We start from the raw sequence: 25031 nt of genomic DNA, 5'->3' as shown, positions 1-25031 counted from the left end.
GCGTGAATTCCTTTCACAGAACCGGGGTCTCGCCTGCACGTACCGCGCGCAGTCCGGAGGGCTGGTGCGGTCGGCTCGACCGCCCGGAGATGCTCGCCGCGGAGTCCACCGTCCTTCGGCGAGCCGGACGCGTCAAGGGTGCCCGCACCGCGCCGGGGAATCTCTCGCTGTGCGGCCCTCCCGAGCACTAGCATCGTGGCAGGACCAGGCGGTGCACGGCCGTCGAAGCCGCCTCGCCCGAACCGGGACGCGGGCGCCACCTCGAAGGGAGCGATCGCATGAGCAACGTTGTGGTGGGACTGGACGAGCGGGCGGTGACCGCCTGGATCGCGAATCTCGGGGTCGGTGCCCTGGCGCCGCTGTCGTTCCGGCGAATCGGAAACGGCCAGTCCAACCTGACCTACCGGGTCACCGATTCCAGCGGGTCGAGCTGGGTGCTGCGCCGGCCGCCGCTCGGGCATCTGCTCGCGTCCGCACACGACGTCGCCCGGGAGTACCGGATCATCTCGGCCCTGCAGGGCACGGGGGTTCCCGTTCCGAAAGCGCTTGCCCTGAGCGAGGATCCGTCCGTCACCGATGCGCCGCTCATGCTCATGAGCAACGTCGACGGCATCGTGGTCGACAGCATCGGCGTGGCCAAGCAACTGACGCCCGCGTTGCGCCGCGCCACCGGGCTGTCGATGCCGAAGGCGCTGGCCAGCATTCACCGCGTCGATCTCGAACTCGCCGGCCTCGACGACCTGGCCAGCCGGTCGCCGTTCGCGGAACGTCAGCTGAAGCGATGGACCGGGCAGTGGGAGAAGTCGAGGACGCGGGAGGTTCCGGCGATCGACGAGTTGACCGCCCTGCTCACCCGATCGATTCCGCAGCAGCGGGAAACCACGTTGGTGCACGGCGATTTTCACCTGAGCAACGTCATCACCTCGCGCGAGGACGGCAGTGTGATCGCCGTCGTGGACTGGGAGCTGTCGACCCTCGGTGACCCGCTCGCCGACGTGGGCGCGCTGCTCGGGTACTGGGCCCAGGCCGACGACGAGGTGGCCGGGCCCTTCGTGGCGTCGACGGTCGACGGCTTCCCCACCCGCGACGAACTCGCGGAGGTCTATTTCACCGAGACCGGGCGCGATCCGGCGGCGCTCGGGTTCTGGCACGCGCTGTCGCTCTGGAAGCTCGCGATCATCGCGGAAGGCGTGCTGCGCCGGACCTTGGAGGACCCGCGCAACACCGCGGAGACCGGCGGTCCGTCGCTGAAGAACATCGACGACATCGTCGAGCGGGCGATGGCCACGGCCCGCGACGCGGGACTGCGCTGAACGGCGCAATTAGCAGAACTCCGTCAAGATCGTTGCCGATTCGTGTCCATTCGGCTCTTGCAAAATTGGTGTTCGAAACGCCGGCGGTGGAGGGTGCGACGGTGCACACTGCCTCGGCAGCCGACACGGCTACCGGTAACACAGCACCGAAGGAGTCACCATGGAAGCGATCATCGCTAGGGTATTTCTCCTGATTCCCTTGTCGGCGAAGGGAATCGAGAGACACGCCGAGCGGGCGGGTCCCGCATCCGGGAACGTGTGCCCGCGCGTACGCACAACTGCATCCGAACGCCCGCTCCGTGCCCGGAGCGGGCGTTCGGCGTGTCCGCCGAACCTGCGGCGGCTCTCGTGGCTCAGGGTCGGACGAGGCGGGCGACGGCGCCGCGGATCTCGTCCGGAATCGACACCGGACGGCGGGACTGCGCGTCCACGTACACGTGCACGAAGCGGCCCGTCGCTGCCAGCTGCAGAACCTCTCCGGACTCGCGGAAGATGGCCAGCGAGTAGGTGATCGAGCTGGTCCCTAGGCGTTCGACGGACAGGCCGACGCGCAACTTGTCCGGGAAGCTCAGCTCGCTGCGGTAGCTGCACGACGTCTCCGCGACGACTCCGATCGCGGGCAGGTCGCGGATGTCGACGCCGGATTCGGCGATCAGGAAGGCGTTCACCGCGGTGTCGAAGTACGAGTAGTAGGTCACGTTGTTCACGTGCCCGTAGTGGTCGTTGTCCGCCCACCGCGTCGGCACCGGCCACAGGACGGGGTAGTCGGCTGCGGTCGGGGTGGGCGCGTCGGCGGTCACGAGGGTGACCCTATCGCGGGTGTGTTCACCAGCAGTCGGATGCCCAGACCCGCGGCGAGCGCGGCGCTGATCGCCGCAAGGTTGATCGCGTGACCACCGGCAGGAGCCCCGACGATCGTGCCGACGCCGGTGACGGCCGTCGCGGCCCGCCACGGCACCCGGTAGCCGAACGCGCCCATCACCGCGGTGCCCGGAAGGTTCTGCGACGCCATCGTGACGATGTACAGCGGCAGGGCGATGCCGACGATCGCCTGCCACGGCCACTGGGGGGCGGTGACCTCGAGACGAGGGTCGGTGAGCCGGTGTCGAGGGACGCGTCGCCGAGAACGAGATCGACGCCGATCACCACGGCCGCCGTCGCGAACGCGGCGGGGGCCGCCCACCGCGTCGAGAACGGTTGCAGGACAAGCCAGACCACCACGACCGGCGCGACCGCCGCCGGTGAGGTGCGCAGCGCGGTCACCGGCGCGAGGCACAGCGGCAGCAGGACGCCGGCGAGCATCGCCTGCACGAGCGGGACGGGAATCGACTCGATCAGCCGGCCCAGTCGTGGCCACAGCCCGGTGAGGACCACCGCGGCACCGACCACGACGAACGCGCCGACCGCGGCGGGCCAGCCTCCCGTGATCGTGCCGGTCCCGGCGAGCAGGGCGGCGCCGGGCGTCGACCACGCCAGGGTGATCGGCATCCGGTAACGGTGTGCCAGCCACAGCATCCCGACCGCCTGCGTCACGCACAGGATCATCAGACCGGACGCCGCCTGACCGGCGCTCGCTCCCACCGCCGTCAGTCCGGTGAGCACGACCGCGAACGAGCTGGTGAAGCCGACGAGCGCGGTCACGACACCCGCCGCCAGCGGTTGGCCTCGCCGCATCGAATCGGCCGGGACGTGAGGACACGTCCGCCATCCTCACCCACGGTGATCCCGGTCCGGGTCACCTGCCGGCTCTTCCGGCTTCGTGTTCGGGCGGACCACTCGCGCCCGAGGGTCGTGATCTGTCACAGTCTCATGGAGGTTCGACGACAATCCACTCCGACCGACGGGACGTGCGATGAGGAATCAGACCGGGACCGGAACTGTTCGATGCAGAGCACTTCGCCACCGGGGGCTGGTCGCCGCGGCGGCCGTCGGCCTCCTCGTCGCGGCGGGCTGCGCCGACGACTCGACCCCCGATTCGACCACCTCGACCACCGGGACCACGTCCGCGGGCGAGGCCGCCGCGATGGACTCCGCGGTCGCGGAACGACTCGACTCGGCGATCGAGGCCGCGATGGCGCAGGCCTCCGTGCCGGGTGCGATCGTCGGAATCTGGGGTCCCGACGGGAACTACGTCGAGGCCCACGGGGTTGCGGACAAGGCGACCGGCGCGCCGATGCAGGCGGACTTCTTCAGCCGGATCGGCAGCGTCACCAAGACGTTCACCGTCACCGGGGTGCTGCAGCTCGTCGACGAGGGCAAGGTCGGTCTCGACGACCCGATCTCGAAGTACGTCCCCGGAGTGCCCGACGGCGACCGGATCACGATCCGGCAGCTGGCGCGGATGCAGAGCGGGCTCGCGAACTACACCGTCAGTGAGCAGTTCCAGCAGGCGTTCTTCGCCGACCCCTCCGCGCCCTTCACGCCGCAGCAGCTTCTCGGCTACGCGTTCGCGCTGCCGCCGACCTTCCCGCCCGGCGAGGGCTTCGAGTACTCGAACACCAACACCACGCTGCTGGGCCTGGTGGTCGAGAACGTCAGCGGAATGACCCTCCCGGACTACGTGCACGACAAGATCGCCGTGCCGCTGCAGTTGGACGACACGATCTTCCCCACCACCAACGCGTTCCCCGAGCCGCACGCGCAGGGCTACACGAACCAGACCGCGGACGGTCAGGAAGCGGCCGCGACCGACTGGAACCCGTCGTGGGGCTGGGCCGCCGGCGCGATGATCTCGACGCTCGACGACCTGCGGATCTGGGGTCCGGCGCTGGCCACCGGCACCCTGCTCGAGCCGGCGACGCAGGAGCAGCGACTCGAGACGGTCACCGCACCCGGTCATCCGGCGGGCGTCGGCTACGGCCTCGGCATCTTCGACGTGAACGGGTGGATCGGCCACAACGGCAGCCTGCCCGGCTACCAGACCGTGGTCGTGTACCTGCCGGAGCAGGAGACGACGCTCGCGATCATGATCAACACCGACGAGGCGTACGAGGGCTCGGAGCCGAGCACCCTCCTGGCCACCGCGATCACGCAGATCATCTCCCCGGACCACGTGTACCGGCTCTCCGACAGCGGTCCGATGCCGGGCCAGACCGGCACGTCGACATCCGGGACCAGCGTGCCGACCCCGACACCCACCAGCTGAGGCGGGCCGGTGGTCGCCATCGAGGTCGTGCGCGGCGACATCACGCGGTTCGCGGCCGACGCCATCGTCAACGCCGCGAACTCGCGGTTGCTCGGCGGCGGGGGAGTGGACGGGGCGATCCATCGTGCCGGTGGCCCCGCGATCCTCGCGGAGTGCCGGGCCCTGCGGGCGAGCAGCCTGCCGGACGGGCTGTCCGCCGGTGACGCGGTGGCCACCACGGCGGGAAACCTGCCCGCGCGCTGGGTGATTCACGCCGTCGGCCCGGTGTACTCGACGGTCGAGGACCGGTCGGCGATCCTGCGTTCGGCGTACACCCGCAGCCTCGAGGTCGCCGACGACCTCGAGGCGCGGACCGTCGCGTTCCCGGTGATCTCGGCCGGCATCTACGGCTGGCCGCACGCGGACGCCGCCCGGCAGGCGGTGTCCGCGGTGCGTGGATCGGGGACGGCGGTGGAGACGGTGACGTTCGTGGCCTTCGCCGACGAGATGGCGGACCTCCTGCGCGCCGCGCTCGACGCCTGAACCCCACCGGCTGAAGGCGACCTTCGACTCGCCCAGCGGTACGAAGGCCACCTTCAGCCGCAGGGGGAGAGGGGGCTGGGGGAGGCAGGGTCAGGCGCGGGAGAACTCGGAGGCGCGGCGCACCTGATCCGGGGTCGGGGTGACGCCCGTGTAGAGCACGAACTGGGCCGCCGCCTGCAGCGCGATCACCTCGGCGCCGGTGATCACCGCCTTGCCGGCCGCGCGGGCCGACCGGATCAGCGGCGTCTCGGGCGGCATCGCGACCACGTCGAAGACGGTGTCGGCGGCCCGGACGGCGGCGCCCTCGAACGGTGAGCCGTCCTCGTCCGCGCCCGCCATGCCGATCGGGGTGGCATTGACGAGCAGCGCGGCACGCAGGTCGCCGGGCTCGGACCGCCAGTCGAAGCCGTACTCGTCCGCCAGCGCCCGGCCGGTCGCCTCATTGCGGGCGACGATCGTCACCGCGCGGAAACCCTTGTCGCGCAGGGCCGCCACCACCGCCTTGGCCATGCCGCCGCTGCCGGCCACGACGGCGGTGCCCGACGGGTCGACGCCGCGGTCGGTGAGCAGGGACGCCACCGCCTCGTAGTCGGTGTTGTACGCGTGCAGCACGCCGTCCTCGTTCACGATGGTGTTCACCGACGCGATCGCCGACGCGGACGGGTGCATCACGTCGATGTGCTCGATGCACGCCTCCTTGAACGGCATCGACACACCGCAACCGCGGATCCCGAGCGCGCGGATACCGGCGATCGCAGCGGGGAGGTCGGTGGTGGTGAAGGCCTTGTACACGTAGTCGAGATCGAGTTCCTCGTACAGGTGGTTGTGGAACCGTGTCCCGATGTTCGACGGTCGCCCGGACAGCGACATGCACACCGTCGTGTCCCGGTTGATGGAGTCCCTGCTGATCCGGCGCACGGACTCCACCGTATCGCTCCCCACGACCCGGCGCGTCCGGTGGGCGCGGGCGCTTCCGCGGGCCGGTGACTCCCGTCACGATGCGTCGTAGAGTCGTGGGGAGGCCGAGGGTTCGACGAGGCGCCCACTGTCGTGGCGGCGGCGGTGGATCCGTCGCAGGTAGGGGTCTGAGCTGGGGAAAGTTGTCGAACAGTGGGTGGCCGTTCGGCGGCCCTCGCGTTGCGCGTCGAGGCAATAGCAGTACGCTTGTCTTGTTTGGCGCCGCGAGTCCGGGCCCGAGTGTGTTGTACGGCTCTACCGATCGAGTCGTTCGCCGACCGCTCACGAATCGGACGGCCAACCGTGTGACCAGGGAAACTTCCTAGGAGGACGCGAAGTACACATGTCCAAGATCAAGGTTGAGGGCACCGTCGTCGAACTCGACGGCGACGAGATGACGCGCATCATCTGGCAGTTCATCAAAGACAAGCTGATCCACCCGTACCTCGATGTGAACCTCGAGTACTACGACCTGGGTATCGAGAGCCGCGACAAGACCGACGACCAGATCACCATCGACGCCGCCAATGCCATCAAGGCTCACGGGGTCGGCGTCAAGTGCGCGACCATCACGCCGGACGAGGCCCGGGTCGCGGAGTTCGGCCTCAAGAAGATGTGGCGCTCGCCCAACGGCACCATCCGTAACATCCTCGGCGGCACCATCTTCCGCGCGCCGATCCTGATCTCCAACGTGCCGCGCCTGGTTCCCGGCTGGACCAAGCCGGTCATCGTCGGACGTCACGCGTTCGGCGACCAGTACCGCGCCACCGACTTCAAGGTCCCCGGCGCCGGCACCGTCACCATCACCTACACCCCCGACGACGGCTCCGAGCCGATCCAGCACGAGGTGTGCCGCATTCCCGAGGACGGCGGCGTCGTCATGGGGATGTACAACTACCGCAAGTCGATCCAGGACTTCGCGCGGGCCTCGCTGTCCTACGGCCTGCAGCAGAACTACCCGGTCTACCTGTCGACCAAGAACACCATCCTCAAGGCCTACGACGGCATGTTCAAGGACGAGTTCCAGCGGATCTACGAGGAGGAGTTCAAGGCGGAGTTCGACGCCGCGGGCCTGACCTACGAGCACCGCCTCATCGACGACATGGTCGCCTCCTCGCTCAAGTGGGAGGGCGGCTACGTCTGGGCCTGCAAGAACTACGACGGTGACGTCCAGTCGGACACCGTCGCGCAGGGCTACGGCTCGCTCGGCCTGATGACCTCGGTGCTGATGACCCCGGACGGCAAGACCGTCGAGGCGGAGGCCGCGCACGGCACCGTCACCCGGCACTACCGTCAGCACCAGCAGGGCAAGCCGACGTCGACCAACCCGATCGCGTCGATCTTCGCGTGGACCCGGGGCCTCGAACACCGCGGCAAGCTGGACAACACCCCCGAGGTGATCGGCTTCGCGCAGCAGCTCGAGGACGTCGTCATCACGACCGTCGAGGGCGGCCAGATGACCAAGGACCTCGCGCTGCTCGTCGGCGGGGACCAGGGCTACCTGACCACCGAGGAATTCCTCGGCGCGCTCGACGACAACCTGCAGAAGGCGTACGCGGCGAACTAGTTGCGGACACACGTCACACAGGCACGACGCAGCCGACAGGGGCGTCCGGATTCCGGGCGCCCCTCGCGGTTGCCGCGCCGAGTGAGCGAACTCACCTCCTCCCGCTTGGAGATGTCGGAGCCGCCGTGACCACAATTGGTCAGTGGTTTCGTCGACACTTCCCCGCACCGAACCTGCTTCCACGCGTCGTGGCCGCGCGATGCTCGCGCTGTCCCTCGGCGGATTCGGCATCGGCACGACCGAGTTCGTCGCGATGGGGCTGCTGCCCGACATCGCGTCCGGCCTCGACATCAGCGAACCGACCGCCGGACACGTCATCTCGGCCTACGCGCTCGGCGTGGTCGTCGGCGCCCCACTGATCGCGGCACTCACCGCCCGGGTACCGCGGCGGACCCTGCTCATCGCACTGATGGTGGCGTTCACCGTCGCCAACGCCGCGTCCGTGTTCGCGCCCGACTACGCGACGTTGATGGCCGCCCGGTTCCTCGCCGGCCTGCCGCACGGCGCGTACTTCGGGGTGGCCGCGCTGGTCGCCGCGCACCTCGCCGAACCGGGCCGCCGCGCCAAGGCGGTCGCCACCGTGATGCTCGGTCTGTCCGTCGCGAACGTGATCGGAGTTCCCGTCGCCACCTGGATCGGCCAGCACCTCGGGTGGCGGGCCGCATTCGCCGTCGTCGCGGTGATCGGCGTGGTGACCGTCGCGTCGCTCGCCGCGTGGATTCCGCGGCTCGACGCGATGCCGATCACGAACCCGATCACCGAACTCGGCGCGCTCGGCCGCGTCCAGGTGTGGATGACGCTGATCATGGGCACGGTCGGCTTCGGTGGCATGTTCGCCGTCTACTCGTACATCACCACGACGCTGACCGACGTGACGGTACTCGCACGCTCCCTCGTGCCCCTGGCGCTGATGCTGTACGGCCTCGGCATGGTCGCGGGCAACCTGCTCGGCGGGTACCTCGCCGACCGCGCGCTGACCAAGGGCCTCGCGGCCTGTATGGCCGCGCTGGCGGTGATCCTCGCGGTGTTCGTCGTCGCGGTGCGCAACCCGGTCACCGCGATGCTGTTCGTCTTCCTCGTCGGGCTGGCCGGTGCGGCGATGGTGCCCGCGCTGCAGACCCGGCTGATGGACGTGGCGGCCGACGCGCAGACCCTCGCCGCGGCGCTCAACCACGCCGCCCTCAACATAGCCAACGCGTTCGGGGCCTGGATCGGCGGCGTCGTGATCGCCGCCGGACACGGGTACACCGCGCCGGCCGCGGTCGGGTCCATGCTGGCGGTGGCCGGACTCGTGGTGCTGGGCGTGGCGGTGCTGATGGAGCGCCGCGCGGCCGGTCGATAGGCGGCACCCTCGGCGGGTTCGCTACGGTGTTCTGCTGTGCCGCACATCATTTCCACGGTCAACGTCAACGGCGTCCGCGCCGCCGCGAAGAAGGGCCTGCTCGAGTGGCTGACCGCCACCGACGCCGAGGTGGTGTGCCTGCAGGAGACCCGCGCCGACGACAAGCAGTTGCGGTCCACCCTCGCCCCGGCCCTCGACGACGGGTGGCACCTGGTGGCCGCGGAGTCCGCGGTCAAGGGACGCAACGGTGTGGCCGTGCTGTCCCGGCGGCCCGCCGACGCGGTGCGCATCGGGCACGGCGACGACGAGTTCGCCGAGGCCGGACGGTACCTCGAGGCCGACTTCGACGAGCTGACCGTGGCGAGCCTGTACCTGCCGTCGGGTGAGGTGGGGACGGACCGCCAGGTCGAGAAGGAACGGTTCCTCGACTCGTTCGGTGCCCACCTGTCCACGACCGCGGCGGCGGCCACACAGGCCGGCCGCGACGCCGTGGTGTGCGGCGACTGGAACATCGCCCACACCGAACTGGACCTGAAGAACCACAAGGGCAACGTCAAGAACTCGGGGTTCCTGCCGAACGAACGGGCCTGGATGGATTCGGTGTTCGGCGAGTTCGGCTGGGTCGACGTGATGCGGTGGCTGCACCCCGACCTCGCCGGCCCGTACAGTTGGTGGTCCTACCGCGGCAAGGCATTCGACAACGACGCCGGTTGGCGGATCGACTACCAGGTCGCCACCCCGACCCTCGCGGAACGAGCGAAGGAGGCCGTCGTCGAACGCGCACAGTCGTACGACCAGCGCTGGTCCGACCACGCACCCGTCACGGTGCGGTACCGGTGAACCGGGTCGTTCCGGAGGCGCGCCGATGACCACACTGGAGCGGTTCGCCGCGGGAACAGGTTCGGAGTTCGCGGCACTCGCGGGGTCACCCCGGGACGCCGACAACGCGGCGTTCGCGCTGTCCGAGCTCGGGCACACCGTCCGTCTGGTGCGGGGTGCGACCATGCGGACGGTCGCCGCCGTGTACGACGAGTTCGCCGCGGCCCTGCAGTTCCCCTACCACTTCGAGCCCGGCAAGGCCGCGTTCGGCGAGTGCCTGCGTGACTGGCGCGACTGGCTCGGTGACGCTCCCGCCCTGTTTCTGGTGATCCGGGACGCCGACATCCTGCTGGGCGACGAACCGGGGGCGCTGACCTGGTTGCTGTCCGCGTTGGCGGACGCCGGGATCCGGGTCGTCGGGCAGGTCGACCGGGGACGCGCGGTCACCCTCGCCCACCGGTGGACCAGCGCGGGGGTGTCGCCGGTCCGTCTCGACACCTGAGCCCACCTTCGGGGTGCGGGCGAGGGGGCGTTTCCGGCATGAAAGGATCGAGGTCATGTCGAGTTCCGAATCGTCCGCCCCCGGTTCCGCACCCACCGCCCGGCAGCGCGTGCTGTCCGGCATCCAGCCGACCGCCGATTCCTTCCACCTCGGCAACTACCTCGGTGCCCTGGCCCAGTGGGTGCAGCTGCAGGACGATTTCGACGCCTTCTACTTCATTCCCGACCTGCACGCGATCACGGTGCCGCAGAACCCGAAGGAGCTCCGCAAGCGCACCAAGATCGCGGCGGCGCAGCTGCTCGCGCTCGGCATCGACCCGGAGCGGTCCACCCTCTTCGTCCAGAGCCAGGTGCCCGAGCACGCCCAGCTGGCGTGGGTGCTCAACTGCATCACCGGCTTCGGCGAGGCCAGCCGGATGACGCAGTTCAAGGACAAGTCCGCCAAGCAGGGCACCGAGGCCGCCACCGTCGGACTGTTCACTTATCCCGTCCTGATGGCCGCCGACATCCTGCTCTACCGTCCGCAGCGGGTGCCGGTCGGTGAGGATCAGCGTCAGCACCTCGAAATGGCTCGCGATCTCGCCCAGCGGTTCAACACCCGCTTCGGCAAGACGTTCGTGGTGCCCGAGGCGCAGATGATCAAGGGCACCTCGAAGATCTACGACCTGCAGGACCCGACGTCGAAGATGAGCAAGTCCGCCGCCTCCGACGCGGGACTGATCAACCTGCTCGACGACCCGAAGGTCTCGGCGAAGCGGATCCGGTCGGCCGTCACCGACAACGAGCGGGAGATCCGGTTCGACCGCGAGGAGAAGCCCGGCGTCTCCAATCTCCTCACCATCCAGTCGGCGCTCTCCGGGACGAGTGTGGAGGACCTGGAAAAGGGGTATGCCGGAAAGGGTTACGGAGACCTGAAGTCCGACACCGCCGACGTGCTGGTCGAGTTCGTGACGCCGCTGCGCGCCAAGGTGGACGAGTTCCTCGCCGACCCGGCCGAACTCGACCGGATCCTCGACGCCGGCGCCGAGCGTGCACGCGAGGTGTCGTCGAAGGTTCTGGCGGCGGTCTATGACAAGGTGGGTTTCCTGGCCCAGAAGGGGTGACGCTGCCCGCCCCCGGGTGAGATCCGGGAGTACGACACGGCGGCTCGAGCTCGAGAGGAGTGCGGGTGCCGGATCTGATGGGCATGCTCGAGCGTCGCCGGGCGGCGTGGCCGTGGCTCGACCACGCCATTCGTGCGGGCGTCCGCTACCAGGACCAGAAGGGTGACTACTTCGCCGCGGGTATCACCTACTTCAGCGTTTTCGCGCTGTTCCCACTCATGATGGTCGCCTTCGCGATCGGCGGTGTCGTCCTCGCGCAGAACCCCGAGATCGTCGACTCGATCCACAGTGCGGTCGTCAAGGCCATGCCCGGCGACCTCGGTGACCAGATCAACCAGTTGATCGACTCGGCGATCTCGGCGCGCGCCACCGTCGGCGTGTTCGGTCTGCTCGTCGCCGCCTACTCCGGCCTCGGATGGATGGCGAACGCCCGCGAGGCGTTGACGGCGATGTGGGCGCAGCAGCACCCGCGGTCGGGTTTCGTGACGACCAAGCTGCGGGACCTGACCAAGCTGGCTGCCCTGTTCCTCGGGATCGTCGCGGCGGGCGGACTGTCGGTGCTCGCCGAGGGCGGGGTGATCCGGACGGTGTTGACGTTCCTCGGGATCGACGACCTCGGCTGGGTGCAGGCCCTGGTCCAGGTCGGGTTGTCCCTGCTCGCGGTCGCCGTGAGCTGGGGCGTGTTCGTCCTGGTGATCGCCCGGCTGCCGCGGGAACCGGTGACGTTGCGCAGCGCCGCCAGGGCGGCGCTCATCGCGGCCGTCGGGTTCGAGGTGTTCAAGCGCGTCGGCGTGATCTACCTGCAGGCCGTCACCAACGGACCGGCGGGATCGACGTTCGGGCCGATCATCGGTCTGCTCGTGTTCATCTACTTCACCGCCCGGCTGGTGCTGATCTCGACTGCGTGGGCGGCGACCGCGCACGAGAACGAGGCACGCGCGTTCGTGCCGCCACCGGAACCCGCGGTCATCGCCGTCGCAGCCCCCTCGGCGAAGGGACCGACGGCCGTGGAGGCGCTCGCACTGATCGGCGCCGGGGCGGCGGCCGCGCTCGGCGTGCGCGGGTTGTTCCGGCGCGGACGCGACTGAGGTACTCGCCCGTCAGCGGCGTCGCCGACGGTGGGCCAGCGCCGCGGCGCCGACGAACACCGCGGCCAACGCCGCACCCGAGGCCGCCACCACCGTCCGGGAACCGCCCGACGCGATGGCGACCGACCCGGCGGTGGTGTCGGCGGTGGCGCCGTCGGCGGCCGGAGGAGAGGCGACGGTGACCGGTGCCGCACCGGCGGACGAGCCCGGTTCGACGAGCTCGCCGACCGAGGTTCCGGACGGCAACGCGAACCCGTGGTCCAGGAGCCGTGCCGCCTGCTCCCACGGACGGATCGGCAGCACGTCGGCCTTCATCAGCGTCACCGCCAAGCGGCGTCCACCGCGTTCCGCGCCGCCGACGAAGGTCTGCCTGGCGTCGTCGGTGTACCCCGTCTTGCCGCCGAGCGCGCCGTCGTAGTTGTAGAGGAGCTTGTTGTCGTTCGCGAGGACGAAACCGGGATGGTCCTTGTCCTCCGGGTCGGCCGGATCTCTCGGGAAGCCGGGAAAGTCCACGGTCTGCGTGTGGATCAGCTCCGCGAACGTCTCGTTGCGCATCGCCTCCCGGTAGATCAGCGACAGGTCGTAGGCGGAACTCGACATGCCGGGGCCGTCGAGTCCCGACGGTGTCGCGGCGCGGGTGTCGAGCGCCCCGAGGCGTCGCGCCATCTCGTTCATCTTCCGTACCGTCTCCGCGTCACCGCCGAGTTGCGCGGCGAGAGCGTGCGCCGCGTCGTTGCCCGACGCCATCACCAGACCCTGCAGCAGTTGCCGGTTGGTGTACGTCCCGCCCGGGCCGAGGCCGACCGCGCTGCCCTCGACGTCGGCATCCGCCTTCGTCGCGACGATCGTGGTGTCGAGGTCCAGGTTCTCGAGCGCGACCAGCGCCAGCAGGATCTTGATGGTGCTCGCCGGGCGGTACCGGCCGTGAGGGTCCTTCGCGGCGAGCACCTCACCGGTGTCCAGGTCCGACAGCACCCACGACGTCGCCGAGATGTCCGCAGGCAGCGGGGGAGTGCCCGCCGCGGTCACCACACCGCAGCGGCCGAGATCGTCGCCGCCGACCGGCTCGGACGGCACCGGCAACGGCGTCGGAACCGGATCGCCGGGCGCGGGCACCTCGGACTGGTCGATCGCCGGCGGTGGCACCGAGCGCTGCGGGCAGGCATCGGTGTTCGGTGCGATGAACGGCGCCGGCAACGGGGGACCGGGCACCGGAACGGGCTGCGCCGCGACGGGGACACCGATCAACCCGATCGCCGCGGCGGCGATCGCGCAACTCCGGATCGTGCCGAGCGACATCATCGGGGCGGCCGGGTGACGCATGCTAGGTGACGGTCGAACCGGCGCGCCGCCGCGGCCGGTCGTACGCTGCGGACAGCGCGAGGATCCACTCGCGGTCGGTCACCTCGACCGGCGTCCCCAACCATCTCGGATCGATCGGCTCCACCTCGAACGCGCTGCGGTGCAACCAGGCCGCGACCACCGTGGCCCGCTGGGACAGATCCTCCGGAGGAGCGGTGGATCCCGGCCCGATCAGTCCGCCGCCGGCGTGCAGATACAGGCCGTCGAGGATCTGCGACACCCGATCGCCGGCCGTCAGGGTTGCCGTCACCGACCGGTAGTCGCTGTCGAGCAGTTCCGGATGCGCAGCCGTCAGAGCCGTCCACAGACGGCGCGTACGACGCAGATCGACCTTCGCGCGGACCCACGCCTCGATCATCACAGACGAACAGCCGCCGCTGACCAGAATGACGGCCACAGACCACCAACTGCTCGCCGGATCCAGGTGATTTCCCGGATTCGCGACCAGGGTGACGGCGCAGACACCGGCGATCACCGCGAGGCCCAGACAGTACAGGCCGATGGCACGGCCGAGCGGATTCCACGCGACGTGCCGCACACCGACCGCAACGGCGAACACCGTCGTCACCACCAGATACCCGTTGGTCAGCGCACCGTGATCCGCGGTCACCTCGACCGCCGCGACAACCAGAGCCAGGGCCGCCGCCGTCACCGCCACCGGCCACTGGGATCGCGTGCTGAGCCGGGTCAGTGACGCGGCCGCGATCAGCGACGTCGTCGCGGCGAACGCGATCAGACACCACTCGAACGAGGTCGCCGCGAGATCGTCGCGGAAGCCGTCGAGCACGTCGACGACGGTCGTGGTGCGCACCGTCGCCGCCGCGGTCAGTGCGACCGCCGCGATCGCGATCGACACCCGAGCGAGCGACGGCGGCCGCACCGTCAGCCGCCCGATCCGCGCCCCCACCGCGGTCGAGCACAACAGTGCGACAAGCCAGGTGATCACCCCAGCGCCTCGTCGAAGCACAGCAGCGGACGCCAGTTGTCACCGCGCTCGAACTGCCCGAGCCGCTGCAGCAGCCGGACCGCGAACGCCTCCGCCTCCCACTCGTGCAGCGCCTCCCGCGACATGTCCACCGTCACCGCCGACCGCTCGCTGAGCATGTACGCGATCAGATCGTCGTCCGCTGCCAGCGTCGCCTCGGTGACCGCGGCACCCGGATGCCGGAACACGATGTGCCCGATCTCGTGGGCGAGTGTCCTGGTCACACTCGGCAGGCTACGCGCAAGCACGATCCGGTCGTGATCGGGGAACTCCCGGCGCTGACCCCACACACCCGGACCGAGATCCTCGAACTCGATCTCGATCGGACGCCGCCGCACCGCGGCCAACGCCTGCGCGATGTCCTCGATGGTCACCGCGTGGGTCTGCGCGGCCATGTCCAGCACCGCATCCACCGCCGCGAGCACGCGACGATGATTCCGGACGGGACGCGAACCGGCCTCCGACGCGGCCATCACGCCCTCGGCTCCAGGAACTCGGCGCGCGCCACGTTCAGACGCACCCGGGCGGCGCGGGCACTGCGGAAACTCATGAAACCGGTCGCACCGGCCGCGAACAACACGGCCGTGACACCCGCGGTCGCGGCACCGAGATCACCACCCGGCCCGGACGCGGACGCCAACTCGACCTCCGGCGACGCGGGGTCCCCGGAGGGCTGCTGCGCGGACGACCGCTGCGCCGACGACTGCTGTGCGGCAGGCGAATTCGCAGGATCCCGGGTCGCATTCTCGGCCCGAGCGAGCACCTCCGCGCCCCGCTCACTCACCGCATGATCACCCACACCCGCCGACGAGACGTCGTTCGCGGCCGCCGAATCATCACCCAGCGCGTCGGTCGCGCCAGCCGGATCGGTTGCACCGGTTGCACCGGTTGCACCGGTTGCACCGGTTGCACCGGTTGCACCGGTCGCGGCGGATGCGCCGGCCGCAGGCGGAGCCGACTCCTGCTGCACCGCCTCCACCGGCGACGGAGACGTGGGACGGTCGTCGTCATCCCCGTCCGAACCATCCGGCGGACCACCCGGCCCCACCGCAGCAGTCGTACTCACCGAGGCCGTGGTGGTCGTGGGGGCCGTCGTCGTGGTCGTGGGCTCCGCCGTCGTGCTGGTCGGCGCGACCGTGGTGGTGGTCGGCTCCGCGGTTGTGGTCGTGGGCTCCGCCGTCGTGCTGGTCGGCTCGGCCGTGGTGGTCGTGGGGTCCGCGGTTGTGGTGGTCGGCTCGACCGTGGTGGTTGTCGGCTCCGCGGTTGTGGTCGTGGGCTCCGCGGTTGTGGTGGTCGGCTCCGCGGTTGTGGTCGTGGGCTCCGCGGTTGTGGTCGTGGGCTCCGCGGTTGTGGTGGTCGGCTCTGCCGTCGTGGTCGTCGGTTCGACCGTGGTTGTGCCGGTGGGTTCGACGCTCGTCGTGGACTCAGCCGTCGTGGTGGTCGGTTCGACCGCGGGCGTTGTCGGCTCGGGGGTGGCCGGGGGGTTGGTTGTCTTGGTGTTGCCGTTGCCGCAGTTGTCGCCGTTGCCTTCGTGGTCGCACCAGCCGCCGCCGTTGTTGCCGTTGCCGTTCGCGTTGCCGTTGCCCGGTTTGCTGTCCGGCGTGGTCACGGCCACTGTGGCGCTGTTGGGCTGATCGTCGCCGTTGGCGGCGGATGCGAGCCCGGGGACGAGAACGACGAAACCGAGGAAGGCGCCGGCGGTCAGGACCCGCCGGCGCCTTGCCCGGATGTCAGTGGTGCGCACAGATCTACTCGGTGGAGTCCGGCGGTGTGGCCGGCAATCCTTCACTGCGCCGGAGCTTTTCGGCCATGGCGGTGAGAAGTTCCTGTGATTCGGTGGACAGGTCGAATGCCCGGGCGGACAGTCGACGCAGGCCGTACCCCCGCAGCTGTGCGAGCAGCTCGAGATCGTGGTCGATCTTCGACGCGTAGATGTCGTCGAAGAAGTAGTCCGACTTGACCTTGAAGAACTGGGCCAGCGCAGCGACGGTCTCCGGAGACGGGTTGGTGCGCTGCCCGTTTCGCAGTTGTGAGATGTACGGCTTGGAGATGCGGTGACCCGCGGCGTTCAACGCCTCGGCCACCTCGGTGTTCGTGTGTGGCTTTCGCCCCGGCGGGTGCACAGTGTCGAACAGCTTGTTCAGCCGAGATGCGAAGTCTGAATCCATTGCCGTAGGTCCCGATCCCTTCGTGTGTGCCCCTGGAATTAGGGGCTCGCTACCTCTGCGTGCACATGGTAGCGGATGGGTTGCCACGACGGTGAAGATTCTCGAGCCGAAACACGCTGTTAACCGGCGAACTGGGAAAATGGCGCACGAAGGCGCGGACCCGACTGGATCCGCGCCTTCGTGGCAACAACCTCGCGAAATGCGTGCGGTCGAAGGTTCGTCAGCGGGCGAACAGGAGCGCGCGCTTGACTTCCTGAATGGCCTTCGTCACCTGGATGCCGCGGGGGCACGCGTCGGTGCAGTTGAAGGTGGTGCGGCAGCGCCACACACCGTCCTTGTCGTTCAGGATGTCGAGACGCTCGGCGGCACCCTCGTCGCGGCTGTCGAAGATGAACCGGTGTGCGTTCACGATCGCGGCCGGGCCGAAGTAGCTGCCGTCGCTCCAGTACACCGGGCACGACGTGGTGCAGCAGGCGCAGAGGATGCACTTGGTGGTGTCGTCGAACCGGGCGCGGTCGGCCTGCGACTGGATCCGCTCGCGGGTCGGCTCGTTGCCCGACGTCATCAGGAACGGCTTGACGGCACGGAACGCGTCGAAGAACGGCTCCATGTCGACCACCAGGTCCTTCTCCACCGGCAGGCCCTTGATGGGCTCGATGGTGATGGTCAGCTGCTTGCTCGAATCCTTCGGCAGCAGGTCGCGCATCAGCACCTTGCAGGCGAGCCGGTTGACGCCGTTGATCCGCATCGCGTCACTGCCGCACACGCCGTGTGCGCAGGACCGGCGGAACGTCAGCGTGCCGTCGAGGTAGCCCTTCACGTACAGCAGCAGGTTCAGCAGACGGTCGGTCGGCAGGGTGGGAACCTGGAAGGACTCCCAGTGCTGACCCTTGCCGTCCTCCGGGTTGAACCGGGCGATCTTGAGGGTGACCATGACAGCGCCCTCGGGCACGGGCGGCAGCGCGGGTGCGTCCTTGTCTACAACGGGTGCGGACATCAGTACTTACGCTCCATCGGCTCGTAGCGGGTCTGGACCACCGGCTTGTAGTCCAGACGGATCGGCGCAATGAGGTCCGACCCCTCCTTGTACGCCATCGTGTGCTTCATGTAGTCGGCGTCGTTGCGGTTCGGGTAGTCCTCGCGGGCGTGGCCGCCGCGCGACTCCTTGCGGTTCAGTGCACCGACGACGGTCACCTCCGCCATCTCAAGCAGGAAGCCGAGCTCGACGGCCTCGAGCAGGTCGCTGTTGTAGCGCTTGCCCTTGTCCTGCACGGTGATGTGGTTGTAGCGCTCCTTGAAGCCCTTGATGTCCTTCAGGGCCTGCGTCAGCGTCTCCTCGGTGCGGAAGACGGACGCGTTGTTGTCCATCGACTGCTGCAGTTCGCGACGGATGTCGGCGACCCGCTCGTTGCCGTGGTCGGAGAGGATGACCTCGAGCCACTCCTCGACCATCTTCGCGGGCTCGTCCGGCAGCGGCACGAAGTCGGTGGACAGGGCGTGCTCGGCGGCGGCGATGCCGGCCCGACGACCGAACACGTTGATGTCGAGCAGCGAGTTGGTGCCGAGGCGGTTGGCGCCGTGCACCGAGACGCACGCGCACTCGCCCGCGGCGTACAGGCCGGGAACGTGATCGTCGTTGTTGCGGAGCACCTCACCGTTGATCTTGGTGGGGATGCCGCCCATGACGTAGTGGCAGGTCGGGTACACCGGCACCAGCTCGGTGACCGGGTCGACACCGAGGTACGTGCGGGCGAACTCGGTGATGTCGGGGAGCTTCTCCTCGAGCACGTCCTCGCCGAGGTGGGTCACGTCGATGTAGACGTAGTCCTTGTTCGGTCCCGCGCCGCGACCCTCGAGCACCTCGAGCACCATCGAGCGGGCGACGATGTCGCGGGGCGCGAGGTCCTTGATGGTGGGGGCGTACCGCTCCATGAAGCGCTCGCCGTCGGCGTTGCGGAGAATGCCGCCCTCGCCGCGGACGGCCTCGGAGATGAGGATGCCGAGGCCCGCGAGTCCCGTCGGATGGAACTGGTGGAACTCCATGTCCTCGAGGGGCAGGCCCTTGCGGAAGATGATGCCCATGCCGTCACCGGTGAGGGTGTGCGCGTTGGACGTCGTCTTGTACATGCGTCCCGAGCCGCCGGTCGCGAACACGATCGACTTGGCGTGGAAGACGTGGATCTCGCCGGTCGAGAGCTCGTAGGCGATGACACCGGTCGCGACCGGGCCCTCCTCGGTCTCGGTCAGCGCGATGTCGAGTGCGTAGAACTCGTTGAAGAACTCGACGTCGTGCTTGACGCAGTTCTGGTAGAGCGTCTGCAGGATCATGTGGCCGGTGCGGTCGGCGGCGTAACAGGCGCGGCGGACCGGGGCCTTGCCGTGATCGCGGGTGTGGCCACCGAAACGGCGCTGGTCGATCTTGCCCTCGGGGGTGCGGTTGAAGGGAAGACCCATCTTCTCCAGGTCGAGCACCGCGTCGATGGCCTCCTTGGCCATGATCTCGACGGCGTCCTGGTCGGCGAGGTAGTCGCCACCCTTGACGGTGTCGAAGGTGTGCCACTCCCAGTTGTCTTCCTCCACGTTCGCGAGCGCGGCGCACATGCCGCCCTGCGCGGCGCCGGTGTGGCTGCGAGTGGGGTACAGCTTGGTCAGGACCGCGGTACGGGTACGCGGCCCGGACTCGATTGCCGCGCGCATCCCGGCGCCGCCGGCGCCGACGATGACCACGTCGTAACGATGTTCCAGCATGAAGTGTCTGCTCCCCTAGGCCGAGATGTTGGGGTCGAATGTGAAGATGACGTAGGTGCCGAGGCCCATGATGAGGATCATCGAGACCGCGAGGACCACGTTCAGCCAGAAGCGCGTCGAATCCTTGCGCGAGTAGTCCGCGATCACCGTGCGCAGGCCGTTACCGCCGTGCAGCTGCGCGAGCCACAGCATCGACAGGTCCCAGAACTGCCAGAACGGGCTGGACCAGCGTCCCGCGACGAACGCGAAGTTGATGCGGTGCACACCCTCGTCGACCATCAGCATGATGAACAGGTGGCCGAGCACGAGCACGATCAGCGCGAGGCCGGACAGACGCATGAACAACCAGGCGTAGAGCTCGAAGTTGTTCTTGGCCTGGCGGCGCGGCGAGCGCGGGCTGTCCAGGCTGGCCGGGCGGTCGTACGCCGTGGCCAAAATCTTCGCTTCGCTCATGTCAGTGCCCCGCAAACATGTTGTAGAAGATGCGTCCCGCGCCCGGGATCATCACGACGAACCAGATCGCGAGGATGACCCAGAGCATCACGCGCTGGTACTGGGGGCCCTTCGACCAGAAGTCGACGAGCATCACGCGAAGACCGTTGAGTGCGTGGTAGAGGACCATCGCGACCAGGGCGAGCTCCATGAGCCCGACAACGGGGTTCTTGTAGGTCTCGATGACCCGGTCGTAGGTGTCCGGGTTGACTCGCACCAGTGCGGTGTCGAGAACGTGGACGAAAAGGAAGAAGAATGTCGCGACGCCGGTGATCCTGTGTAGAACCCAAGACCACATTCCGGGGTCGCCCCGGTATAGCGACCGCGTGCGCTCCTGTGCCGGAGCGGCTTCAGTCGTGCTACTCATCGAGTGCTGTGCCTCCAACGTCTTTGGTGGACGCGTCGCACCGGGATTTCGACTGTTACTGGGGACACCCTGGAGTTTTCAGTCTTGGCGCGACGAGAACCTGAACCGACTTCCTGCACTGTAATCCTCCCGCAATCGGGGAACTAATTCGGCAAGCGGTTCGTACGTGGCACCGACAGCTTACTTAGGTTTGCCTTCCCAATCACGCACCACCCTCCCGCGTGTCGGCCGTGCGTGCCTGCGGAGCTCGTGCCAGGATGGTGAACCGTGGTGGAAATCGAGTGGAAGTTGTTGCGGGACAACGCGGATCGAGTGCGCGAGCGGGCGTATGCGCCCTACTCGAACTATCCGGTCGGGGCGGCTGCGCTGGTGGACGACGGGCGCATCGTCGTCGGATGCAATGTGGAAAATGTCTCATACGGCCTGAGTCTGTGTGCCGAATGCGGACTGGTCGGTAACTTGCACGCGTCGGGTGGGGGACGTCTGGTGGCATTCAGTTGCCGCGACGCGTCATCCGCCGTTCTGACCCCCTGCGGACGGTGCAGGCAACTGCTGCTCGAACACGGCGGTCCCGACCTCGCCGTCGACACACCGACCGGTCCGGTTCCGTTGTCGGCCCTGCTGCCTGCGGCATTCGGGCCCGACGACCTCGGTCGGGTGCTCGGCGCCGGGGACGGGGGAACGGCCCGGTGACCGACTTCGACATCATCTCCGTCATCACCGGTAAACGGGACGGGCGGGAACTCGGCGCCGCCGAGATCGCATGGGTCCTGGACGCCTTCACGCGGGGCGAGGTCGCCGACGAGCAGATGTCCGCACTTGCCATGGCGATCGTGTTCCGGGGACTCACCCGCGCCGAGACCACCGCCTGGACCGCGGCCATGATCGCGTCCGGACGCCGGATGGACCTGTCGGTGTTGCCGCGACCGACCGTCGACAAGCACTCCACCGGCGGTGTCGGGGACAAGATCACCCTGCCGCTCGCGCCGCTGGTCGCCGCGTGCGGGGCGGCGGTTCCGCAACTGTCCGGTCGTGGACTCGGCCACACCGGCGGGACACTCGACAAGCTCGAGTCGATCCCGGGATGGCGGGCCGATGTCGGCTCCGGCGAGATGATGCGCATTCTGGCGGATCCGCAGGTCGGTGCCGTGGTCTGCGCGGCGGGCGCGGACCTGGCGCCCGCCGACCGCAAGCTCTACGCGTTGCGCGACGTCACGGGGACGGTCGAGTCGATCCCGCTGATCGCCAGTTCGATCATGAGCAAGAAGATCGCCGAGGGCTCACAGGCGCTCGTCCTCGATGTGAAGGTCGGGTCCGGTGCATTCGTCAAGTCGACGGCCGACGCTCGCGAACTGGCCACCACGATGGTCGAACTCGGCCACGACGCCGGTGTCCACACGGTCGCGTTGCTCACGTCGATGAACTCGCCGCTCGGCCGCACCGCGGGCAATGCGCTCGAGGTCGCCGAGGCGGTCGAGGTACTCGCCGGTGGCGGCCCGGCCGACGTGGTGGAACTGACCCTGACCCTGGCCGGGGAGATGCTGGCCGCCGCCGGACTCGACGCCGTCGACCCGGCCGACGTCCTGCGCGACGGACGCGCGATGGACCGGTGGCGTGCGATGGTGGCCGCGCAGGGTGGAGACCCGGGCGGGGAACTGCCCGTGGCGCGAGAGCGGGAAGTGTTGTACGCGAACGCATCCGGTGTGCTCAGCCGGCTCGACGCGATGGCGGTCGGGGTCGCGGCCTGGCGTCTCGGGGCCGGGCGCGAACGGCAGGGACAGCCCGTCCAGGCCGGGGCCGGGGTGCAGTGGCACGCCAGGCCCGGCGATGCCGTCGTCGCGGGACAACCGCTGCTCACCCTGCACACCGACACCCCGCAACGGTTCGCAGCAGCCCGTGCGGCGCTCGACGGCGCCTGGTCGATCGGCGACACGCCGCCCGACGAGCCGCTCGTGATCGACCGTGTCGGACTGGTCCGGGTCTAGCGTCGCCATATGAGCTCCACACCGCCCCGGATGACCACACCGACCCCGTCCGGCGCGCACGCCGGACCCGCTCCGCTCGACCTCGACACGGTGCGGACCGCGCCCAAGGCGCTGCTGCACGATCACCTCGACGGCGGTCTGCGCCCCGCCACGGTGCTGGACCTGGCAGGCCACTGCGGCTACGAGGGGCTGCCCGCGGACGACGCCGACGCCCTCGCCGCCTGGTTCGCCGACGCAGCGAGCAGTGGGTCGCTCGAGCGGTACCTCGAGACGTTCGCGCACACCGTCGCGGTCATGCAGACTCCGGAAGGGCTGCAGCGAGTCGCCCACGAGTGTGTCGCCGACCTCGCCGTGGACGGTGTGGTGTACGCGGAGATCCGCTTCGCGCCCGAGCAGCACCTCGAACGCGGGCTGACACTCGACGAGGTCGTGCACCACACCCTGCTCGGGTTCGAGGACGGGATGGCGTCGGCTCGCGACGCCGGACGGGAGATCCGCATCGGCTGCCTGCTCACCGCCATGCGGCACGCGGCACGATCCCGCGAGATCGCGGACCTGGCCGTCCGGTTCCGGGACCGCGGCGTCGTCGGTTTCGACATCGCGGGCGCGGAGGCGGGGCACCCGCCCAGCCGCCACCTCGACGCGTTCGAACACATGCGTGCCAACAACGCCCACTTCACCATCCATGCTGGCGAGGCCTTCGGGCTGCCGTCGATCCACGAGGCGATCGCGTTCTGCGGTGCGGACCGGCTCGGCCACGGCGTGCGGATCACCGACGACATCCGCGTCGACGACGACGGGATCACCCGACTCGGGCGTCTGGCGAACTACGTGCGGGACAAGAGGATTCCGCTCGAACTGTGTCCGAGCTCGAATGTGCAGACCGGTGCCGTGCCCAGCCTCGACAGGCATCCGTTCGACCTGCTCGCGCGGTTGCGCTTCCGCGTCACCGTCAACACCGACAACCGGCTGATGAGCGCCACCACCATGAGCGAGGAGATGGTCAAGCTGGTGGACACGTTCGGGTACGACTGGACCGACCTCGAACGGTTCACCATCAACGCGATGAAGTCGGCGTTCATCCCGTTCCCGGACCGGCTGCGCCTCATCGACGAGGTCGTCAAACCCGGGTACGCCCGGTTGAAGGGCTGAGCCGCGGCGCATGCCGGAAACCGTGTGCACAGGGGTTCTGCCGCGTGCACAGGGGTTCTGCGCGGGCAGAACGGGTGTGCGCGGTGCAGCAGGGGTGTGCACAGGGGTTTTCGACGGCGACGGGCGGCGGCCGGGTCACTCCACCCGCAGTCGGGACTCGAACTCGTGTTCGAGCGTCCGCCATGCCTCCGCCTCGTTGGTGAACGGGGCGGAAGGTGCCAGTCGGGACGGATCGGGGTTCAACGTGTACGAGACGTACCAGCCGAGCGGGGTCGAGGATGCCAACGCCCGCTCGGTGGACTCGTCGTCGGCGTAGGCGGCGGCGTCGGTGAACAACTCCACCGCGAGGTCGAGCTGGTCGACGTCCACCGACTCCGGACCGCCGGACAGGTCGTCCGCGAGCCCCGGGAGCACGTAGACGTTCTCGTCCGTCACCTCGATCTCGAGCGCGCCGTCCACCGCCGCGGCCTGCACCTTCGAGTAGGTGCTGACGTGGGCGAGGTCGTGGTCGTGGTTGTCCGCGAGGTAGCGGGCCAGTGCACGTTCGGACGTGAACACCAGGATCTTGCCGGCCTTGCCGAGGAAGACCGGATCGTCGTCCAGATAGCAGCGCAGCGTGAAGTACGTCGCCGACGAGGTGATGATCTTGACGGGGTCGATGCCGACCGCCGTCCAGAACGTCTCGTCCTCCGCTGCCTCGGCGACCGGATCCGTCTGGTGGTCGTCGAGGTCGAGCGACACGAACTCGAGGTCGTCGCCGTCCTCCTCGCCCTCGTCCGCAACGTCGTCGGCGTCGACGACGTTCTCCTCCGCGGCAACGATTTCGGCTTCGGCCTCGGCGACCGCCGCCGCATCGACCGGCGGAGTGGCCACGATCGCGTCGATCGCGTCGACCAGGGCGTCCCAACCGTCGGCGACCGCGGTACCGATCCGATCCCAGCGCTCCGCCCCGTCCCGCCCCACGAACCCGTTGGGACCGGCCGCGACGGCACCCAGCAGGGGATTGGAGCTGAAAAAGCGTGTGACGGCGTCGAGCTCGCACACCTCGCCGATGGAGCGGGCCATCTCGAAGGTGTCTTCGAGTTCCCCGAGGGTGTCGGCGTCCGGGTCGCCCGCCACCAGCTCGGGCACCCCGATCAGGTCGTACACGTGGGTGTCGTCCGGCTCGAACTCGGCGGCGGACAGCGCCGCCACGATCGGCCACGACGGATGTTCCACCAGATCGTGGTCCTTGGCGCCACGAACGAACGCCGCCAGTTCGGCGGCCGAGGAGAAGCCGTACAGATCGTCCTCGTGGCCGAGGAACGCCTCCCACTCGTCGTCGCCCTCCCGCCACCGCGGAGCCCACAGCGTGACGAGGTCTCCCTCGGTCAGACCGAGTTGGATCGGGACGATGTCTCCTGCCATGGCGCGAA

Annotated in this window: 25 protein-coding genes and 1 pseudogene; 13 read left to right on the top strand and 13 right to left on the bottom strand. The window is 69.0% G+C overall.

What is annotated here, in order from left to right:
- Positions 1-278: 278 nt before the first annotated feature.
- Positions 279-1313: a phosphotransferase family protein gene (locus tag ACFYVR_RS20565; RefSeq protein ID WP_387476571.1), complete on the top strand. Its 1035-nt coding sequence runs from the start codon at positions 279-281 to the stop codon at positions 1311-1313.
- Between the two features lie 353 nt (positions 1314-1666).
- Here the strand turns inward: ACFYVR_RS20565 and ACFYVR_RS20560 are convergent, their stop codons facing one another.
- On the bottom strand, positions 1667-2113 hold the full coding sequence (locus tag ACFYVR_RS20560) for an acyl-CoA thioesterase (protein WP_387476569.1): 447 nt from the start codon (positions 2111-2113) through the stop codon (positions 1667-1669).
- A gap of 50 nt (positions 2114-2163) precedes the next feature.
- Positions 2164-2987 (bottom strand): annotated as a pseudogene (locus tag ACFYVR_RS20555) (benzoate/H(+) symporter BenE family transporter); the annotation flags it as partial.
- A gap of 178 nt (positions 2988-3165) precedes the next feature.
- Here ACFYVR_RS20555 and ACFYVR_RS20550 point away from each other — a divergent pair.
- Together ACFYVR_RS20550 and ACFYVR_RS20545 are read left to right on the top strand one after the other, a co-directional pair.
- Complete coding sequence (locus ACFYVR_RS20550) at positions 3166-4458, top strand: serine hydrolase domain-containing protein (protein ID WP_387476567.1); 1293 nt, start codon at positions 3166-3168, stop codon at positions 4456-4458.
- A gap of 9 nt (positions 4459-4467) precedes the next feature.
- Positions 4468-4980 carry an O-acetyl-ADP-ribose deacetylase gene (locus ACFYVR_RS20545; RefSeq protein WP_387476565.1) on the top strand — a complete coding sequence of 171 codons (513 nt, stop codon included), beginning with the start codon at positions 4468-4470 and terminating at the stop codon, positions 4978-4980.
- Positions 4981-5070: 90 nt separating this feature from the next.
- On the opposite strand, the gene ACFYVR_RS20540 is transcribed toward ACFYVR_RS20545, so the two are convergent.
- The gene (locus ACFYVR_RS20540) at positions 5071-5898 is read right to left on the bottom strand and encodes a shikimate 5-dehydrogenase (protein ID WP_387476563.1); all 828 of its coding nucleotides are present in this window, start codon (positions 5896-5898) and stop codon (positions 5071-5073) included.
- Between the two features lie 382 nt (positions 5899-6280).
- Here ACFYVR_RS20540 and ACFYVR_RS20535 point away from each other — a divergent pair, with 382 nt between their 5' ends.
- The 6 genes from ACFYVR_RS20535 (at position 6281) to yhjD (ending at position 12357) form a co-directional block, all read left to right on the top strand.
- The gene (locus tag ACFYVR_RS20535) at positions 6281-7504 is read left to right on the top strand and encodes an NADP-dependent isocitrate dehydrogenase (protein ID WP_387476561.1); all 1224 of its coding nucleotides are present in this window, start codon (positions 6281-6283) and stop codon (positions 7502-7504) included.
- Positions 7505-7703: 199 nt separating this feature from the next.
- A complete protein-coding gene (locus ACFYVR_RS20530; protein WP_387476680.1) occupies positions 7704-8846 on the top strand; it encodes an MFS transporter in 1143 nt (380 codons plus the stop codon).
- A gap of 36 nt (positions 8847-8882) precedes the next feature.
- A complete protein-coding gene (locus tag ACFYVR_RS20525) occupies positions 8883-9686 on the top strand; it encodes an exodeoxyribonuclease III (RefSeq protein ID WP_387476559.1) in 804 nt (267 codons plus the stop codon).
- Positions 9687-9711: 25 nt separating this feature from the next.
- Entirely contained in the window at positions 9712-10167 is a 456-nt protein-coding gene (locus tag ACFYVR_RS20520; RefSeq protein WP_387476557.1) for a barstar family protein, read from the top strand.
- 55 nt (positions 10168-10222) lie between these two features.
- Entirely contained in the window at positions 10223-11269 is a 1047-nt protein-coding gene (gene trpS, locus ACFYVR_RS20515; RefSeq protein ID WP_387476555.1) for a tryptophan--tRNA ligase, read from the top strand.
- A 65-nt stretch (positions 11270-11334) separates the two neighbouring features.
- Positions 11335-12357: an inner membrane protein YhjD gene (gene yhjD / locus ACFYVR_RS20510; RefSeq protein WP_387476553.1), complete on the top strand. Its 1023-nt coding sequence runs from the start codon at positions 11335-11337 to the stop codon at positions 12355-12357.
- A gap of 12 nt (positions 12358-12369) precedes the next feature.
- Here the strand turns inward: yhjD and ACFYVR_RS20505 are convergent, their stop codons facing one another.
- From ACFYVR_RS20505 to ACFYVR_RS20490, 4 genes are read right to left on the bottom strand one after another with little or no spacing between them, the layout of a single operon-like run.
- On the bottom strand, positions 12370-13680 hold the full coding sequence (locus ACFYVR_RS20505; protein ID WP_387476550.1) for a D-alanyl-D-alanine carboxypeptidase family protein: 1311 nt from the start codon (positions 13678-13680) through the stop codon (positions 12370-12372).
- 1 nt (position 13681) lies between these two features.
- Entirely contained in the window at positions 13682-14665 is a 984-nt protein-coding gene (locus ACFYVR_RS20500) for a hypothetical protein (RefSeq protein WP_387476547.1), read from the bottom strand.
- Positions 14662-15177, bottom strand: coding sequence for a hypothetical protein (locus tag ACFYVR_RS20495; RefSeq protein WP_387476545.1), 516 nt, complete (start codon positions 15175-15177; stop codon positions 14662-14664). Before ACFYVR_RS20495 ends, ACFYVR_RS20500 begins: the two co-directional genes overlap by 4 nt.
- Entirely contained in the window at positions 15177-15488 is a 312-nt protein-coding gene (locus ACFYVR_RS20490; RefSeq protein ID WP_387476544.1) for a hypothetical protein, read from the bottom strand. Before ACFYVR_RS20490 ends, ACFYVR_RS20495 begins: the two co-directional genes overlap by 1 nt.
- A gap of 319 nt (positions 15489-15807) precedes the next feature.
- Between ACFYVR_RS20490 and ACFYVR_RS20485 the strand changes: the two genes are divergently transcribed.
- Positions 15808-16338: a hypothetical protein gene (locus ACFYVR_RS20485; protein WP_387476542.1), complete on the top strand. Its 531-nt coding sequence runs from the start codon at positions 15808-15810 to the stop codon at positions 16336-16338.
- A 114-nt stretch (positions 16339-16452) separates the two neighbouring features.
- Here ACFYVR_RS20485 and ACFYVR_RS20480 read toward each other — a convergent pair whose 3' ends face one another.
- The 5 genes from ACFYVR_RS20480 to sdhC form a co-directional block, all read right to left on the bottom strand.
- Positions 16453-16872, bottom strand: a complete 420-nt coding sequence (locus tag ACFYVR_RS20480) for a helix-turn-helix domain-containing protein (RefSeq protein ID WP_387476540.1) — start codon at positions 16870-16872, stop codon at positions 16453-16455.
- Between the two features lie 220 nt (positions 16873-17092).
- On the bottom strand, positions 17093-17869 hold the full coding sequence (locus ACFYVR_RS20475; RefSeq protein ID WP_387476538.1) for a succinate dehydrogenase iron-sulfur subunit: 777 nt from the start codon (positions 17867-17869) through the stop codon (positions 17093-17095).
- Positions 17869-19620, bottom strand: a complete 1752-nt coding sequence (sdhA, locus tag ACFYVR_RS20470) for a succinate dehydrogenase flavoprotein subunit (protein WP_387476535.1) — start codon at positions 19618-19620, stop codon at positions 17869-17871. Before sdhA ends, ACFYVR_RS20475 begins: the two co-directional genes overlap by 1 nt.
- A 15-nt stretch (positions 19621-19635) precedes the next feature.
- Positions 19636-20073, bottom strand: coding sequence for a succinate dehydrogenase hydrophobic membrane anchor subunit (locus ACFYVR_RS20465; RefSeq protein WP_387476533.1), 438 nt, complete (start codon positions 20071-20073; stop codon positions 19636-19638).
- 1 nt (position 20074) lies between these two features.
- Positions 20075-20479 (bottom strand): succinate dehydrogenase, cytochrome b556 subunit, encoded by a 405-nt coding sequence (gene sdhC / locus ACFYVR_RS20460; protein ID WP_387476531.1) that lies wholly within the window; start codon positions 20477-20479, stop codon positions 20075-20077.
- Between the two features lie 267 nt (positions 20480-20746).
- On the opposite strand from sdhC, the gene ACFYVR_RS20455 reads away from it, so the two are divergent.
- The 3 genes from ACFYVR_RS20455 to ACFYVR_RS20445 are packed head-to-tail and all read left to right on the top strand — an operon-like array spanning position 20747 to position 23616.
- Complete coding sequence (locus ACFYVR_RS20455) at positions 20747-21172, top strand: cytidine deaminase (RefSeq protein WP_387476529.1); 426 nt, start codon at positions 20747-20749, stop codon at positions 21170-21172.
- Positions 21169-22464 (top strand): thymidine phosphorylase, encoded by a 1296-nt coding sequence (locus ACFYVR_RS20450; RefSeq protein ID WP_387476527.1) that lies wholly within the window; start codon positions 21169-21171, stop codon positions 22462-22464. Before ACFYVR_RS20455 ends, ACFYVR_RS20450 begins: the two co-directional genes overlap by 4 nt.
- Positions 22465-22494: 30 nt before the next feature.
- Entirely contained in the window at positions 22495-23616 is a 1122-nt protein-coding gene (locus ACFYVR_RS20445; RefSeq protein ID WP_387476678.1) for an adenosine deaminase, read from the top strand.
- 135 nt (positions 23617-23751) lie between these two features.
- On the opposite strand, the gene ACFYVR_RS20440 is transcribed toward ACFYVR_RS20445, so the two are convergent.
- Complete coding sequence (locus ACFYVR_RS20440; protein WP_387476525.1) at positions 23752-25023, bottom strand: primosomal protein; 1272 nt, start codon at positions 25021-25023, stop codon at positions 23752-23754.
- Positions 25024-25031 lie beyond the last annotated feature (8 nt).

Origin of the sequence: Rhodococcus sp. NPDC003318, from assembly GCF_042879035.1 — a bacterium.
In the GTDB taxonomy this organism is placed as follows: Bacteria; Actinomycetota; Actinomycetes; order Mycobacteriales; family Mycobacteriaceae; genus Rhodococcus_G.
This window is presented reverse-complemented; position numbering and strand designations above follow the sequence as displayed.

Bases quoted from the DNA above. Each gene is read 5' to 3' on its own strand.
- ACFYVR_RS20565 (WP_387476571.1), top strand. From the start codon at position 279: ATGAGCAACGTTGTGGTGGGACTGGACGAGCGGGCGGTGACCGCCTGG.
- ACFYVR_RS20550 (WP_387476567.1), top strand. From the start codon at position 3,166: ATGAGGAATCAGACCGGGACCGGAACTGTTCGATGCAGAGCACTTCGC.
- ACFYVR_RS20535 (WP_387476561.1), top strand. From the start codon at position 6,281: ATGTCCAAGATCAAGGTTGAGGGCACCGTCGTCGAACTCGACGGCGAC.
- ACFYVR_RS20530 (WP_387476680.1), top strand. From the start codon at position 7,704: ATGCTCGCGCTGTCCCTCGGCGGATTCGGCATCGGCACGACCGAGTTC.
- ACFYVR_RS20520 (WP_387476557.1), top strand. From the start codon at position 9,712: ATGACCACACTGGAGCGGTTCGCCGCGGGAACAGGTTCGGAGTTCGCG.
- trpS (WP_387476555.1), top strand. From the start codon at position 10,223: ATGTCGAGTTCCGAATCGTCCGCCCCCGGTTCCGCACCCACCGCCCGG.
- ACFYVR_RS20505 (WP_387476550.1), bottom strand. From the start codon at position 13,680: ATGCGTCACCCGGCCGCCCCGATGATGTCGCTCGGCACGATCCGGAGT.
- ACFYVR_RS20495 (WP_387476545.1), bottom strand. From the start codon at position 15,177: ATGGCCGCGTCGGAGGCCGGTTCGCGTCCCGTCCGGAATCATCGTCGC.
- ACFYVR_RS20480 (WP_387476540.1), bottom strand. From the start codon at position 16,872: ATGGATTCAGACTTCGCATCTCGGCTGAACAAGCTGTTCGACACTGTG.
- ACFYVR_RS20475 (WP_387476538.1), bottom strand. From the start codon at position 17,869: ATGTCCGCACCCGTTGTAGACAAGGACGCACCCGCGCTGCCGCCCGTG.
- sdhA (WP_387476535.1), bottom strand. From the start codon at position 19,620: ATGCTGGAACATCGTTACGACGTGGTCATCGTCGGCGCCGGCGGCGCC.
- ACFYVR_RS20465 (WP_387476533.1), bottom strand. From the start codon at position 20,073: ATGAGCGAAGCGAAGATTTTGGCCACGGCGTACGACCGCCCGGCCAGC.
- sdhC (WP_387476531.1), bottom strand. From the start codon at position 20,479: ATGAGTAGCACGACTGAAGCCGCTCCGGCACAGGAGCGCACGCGGTCG.
- ACFYVR_RS20445 (WP_387476678.1), top strand. From the start codon at position 22,495: ATGACCACACCGACCCCGTCCGGCGCGCACGCCGGACCCGCTCCGCTC.
- ACFYVR_RS20440 (WP_387476525.1), bottom strand. From the start codon at position 25,023: ATGGCAGGAGACATCGTCCCGATCCAACTCGGTCTGACCGAGGGAGAC.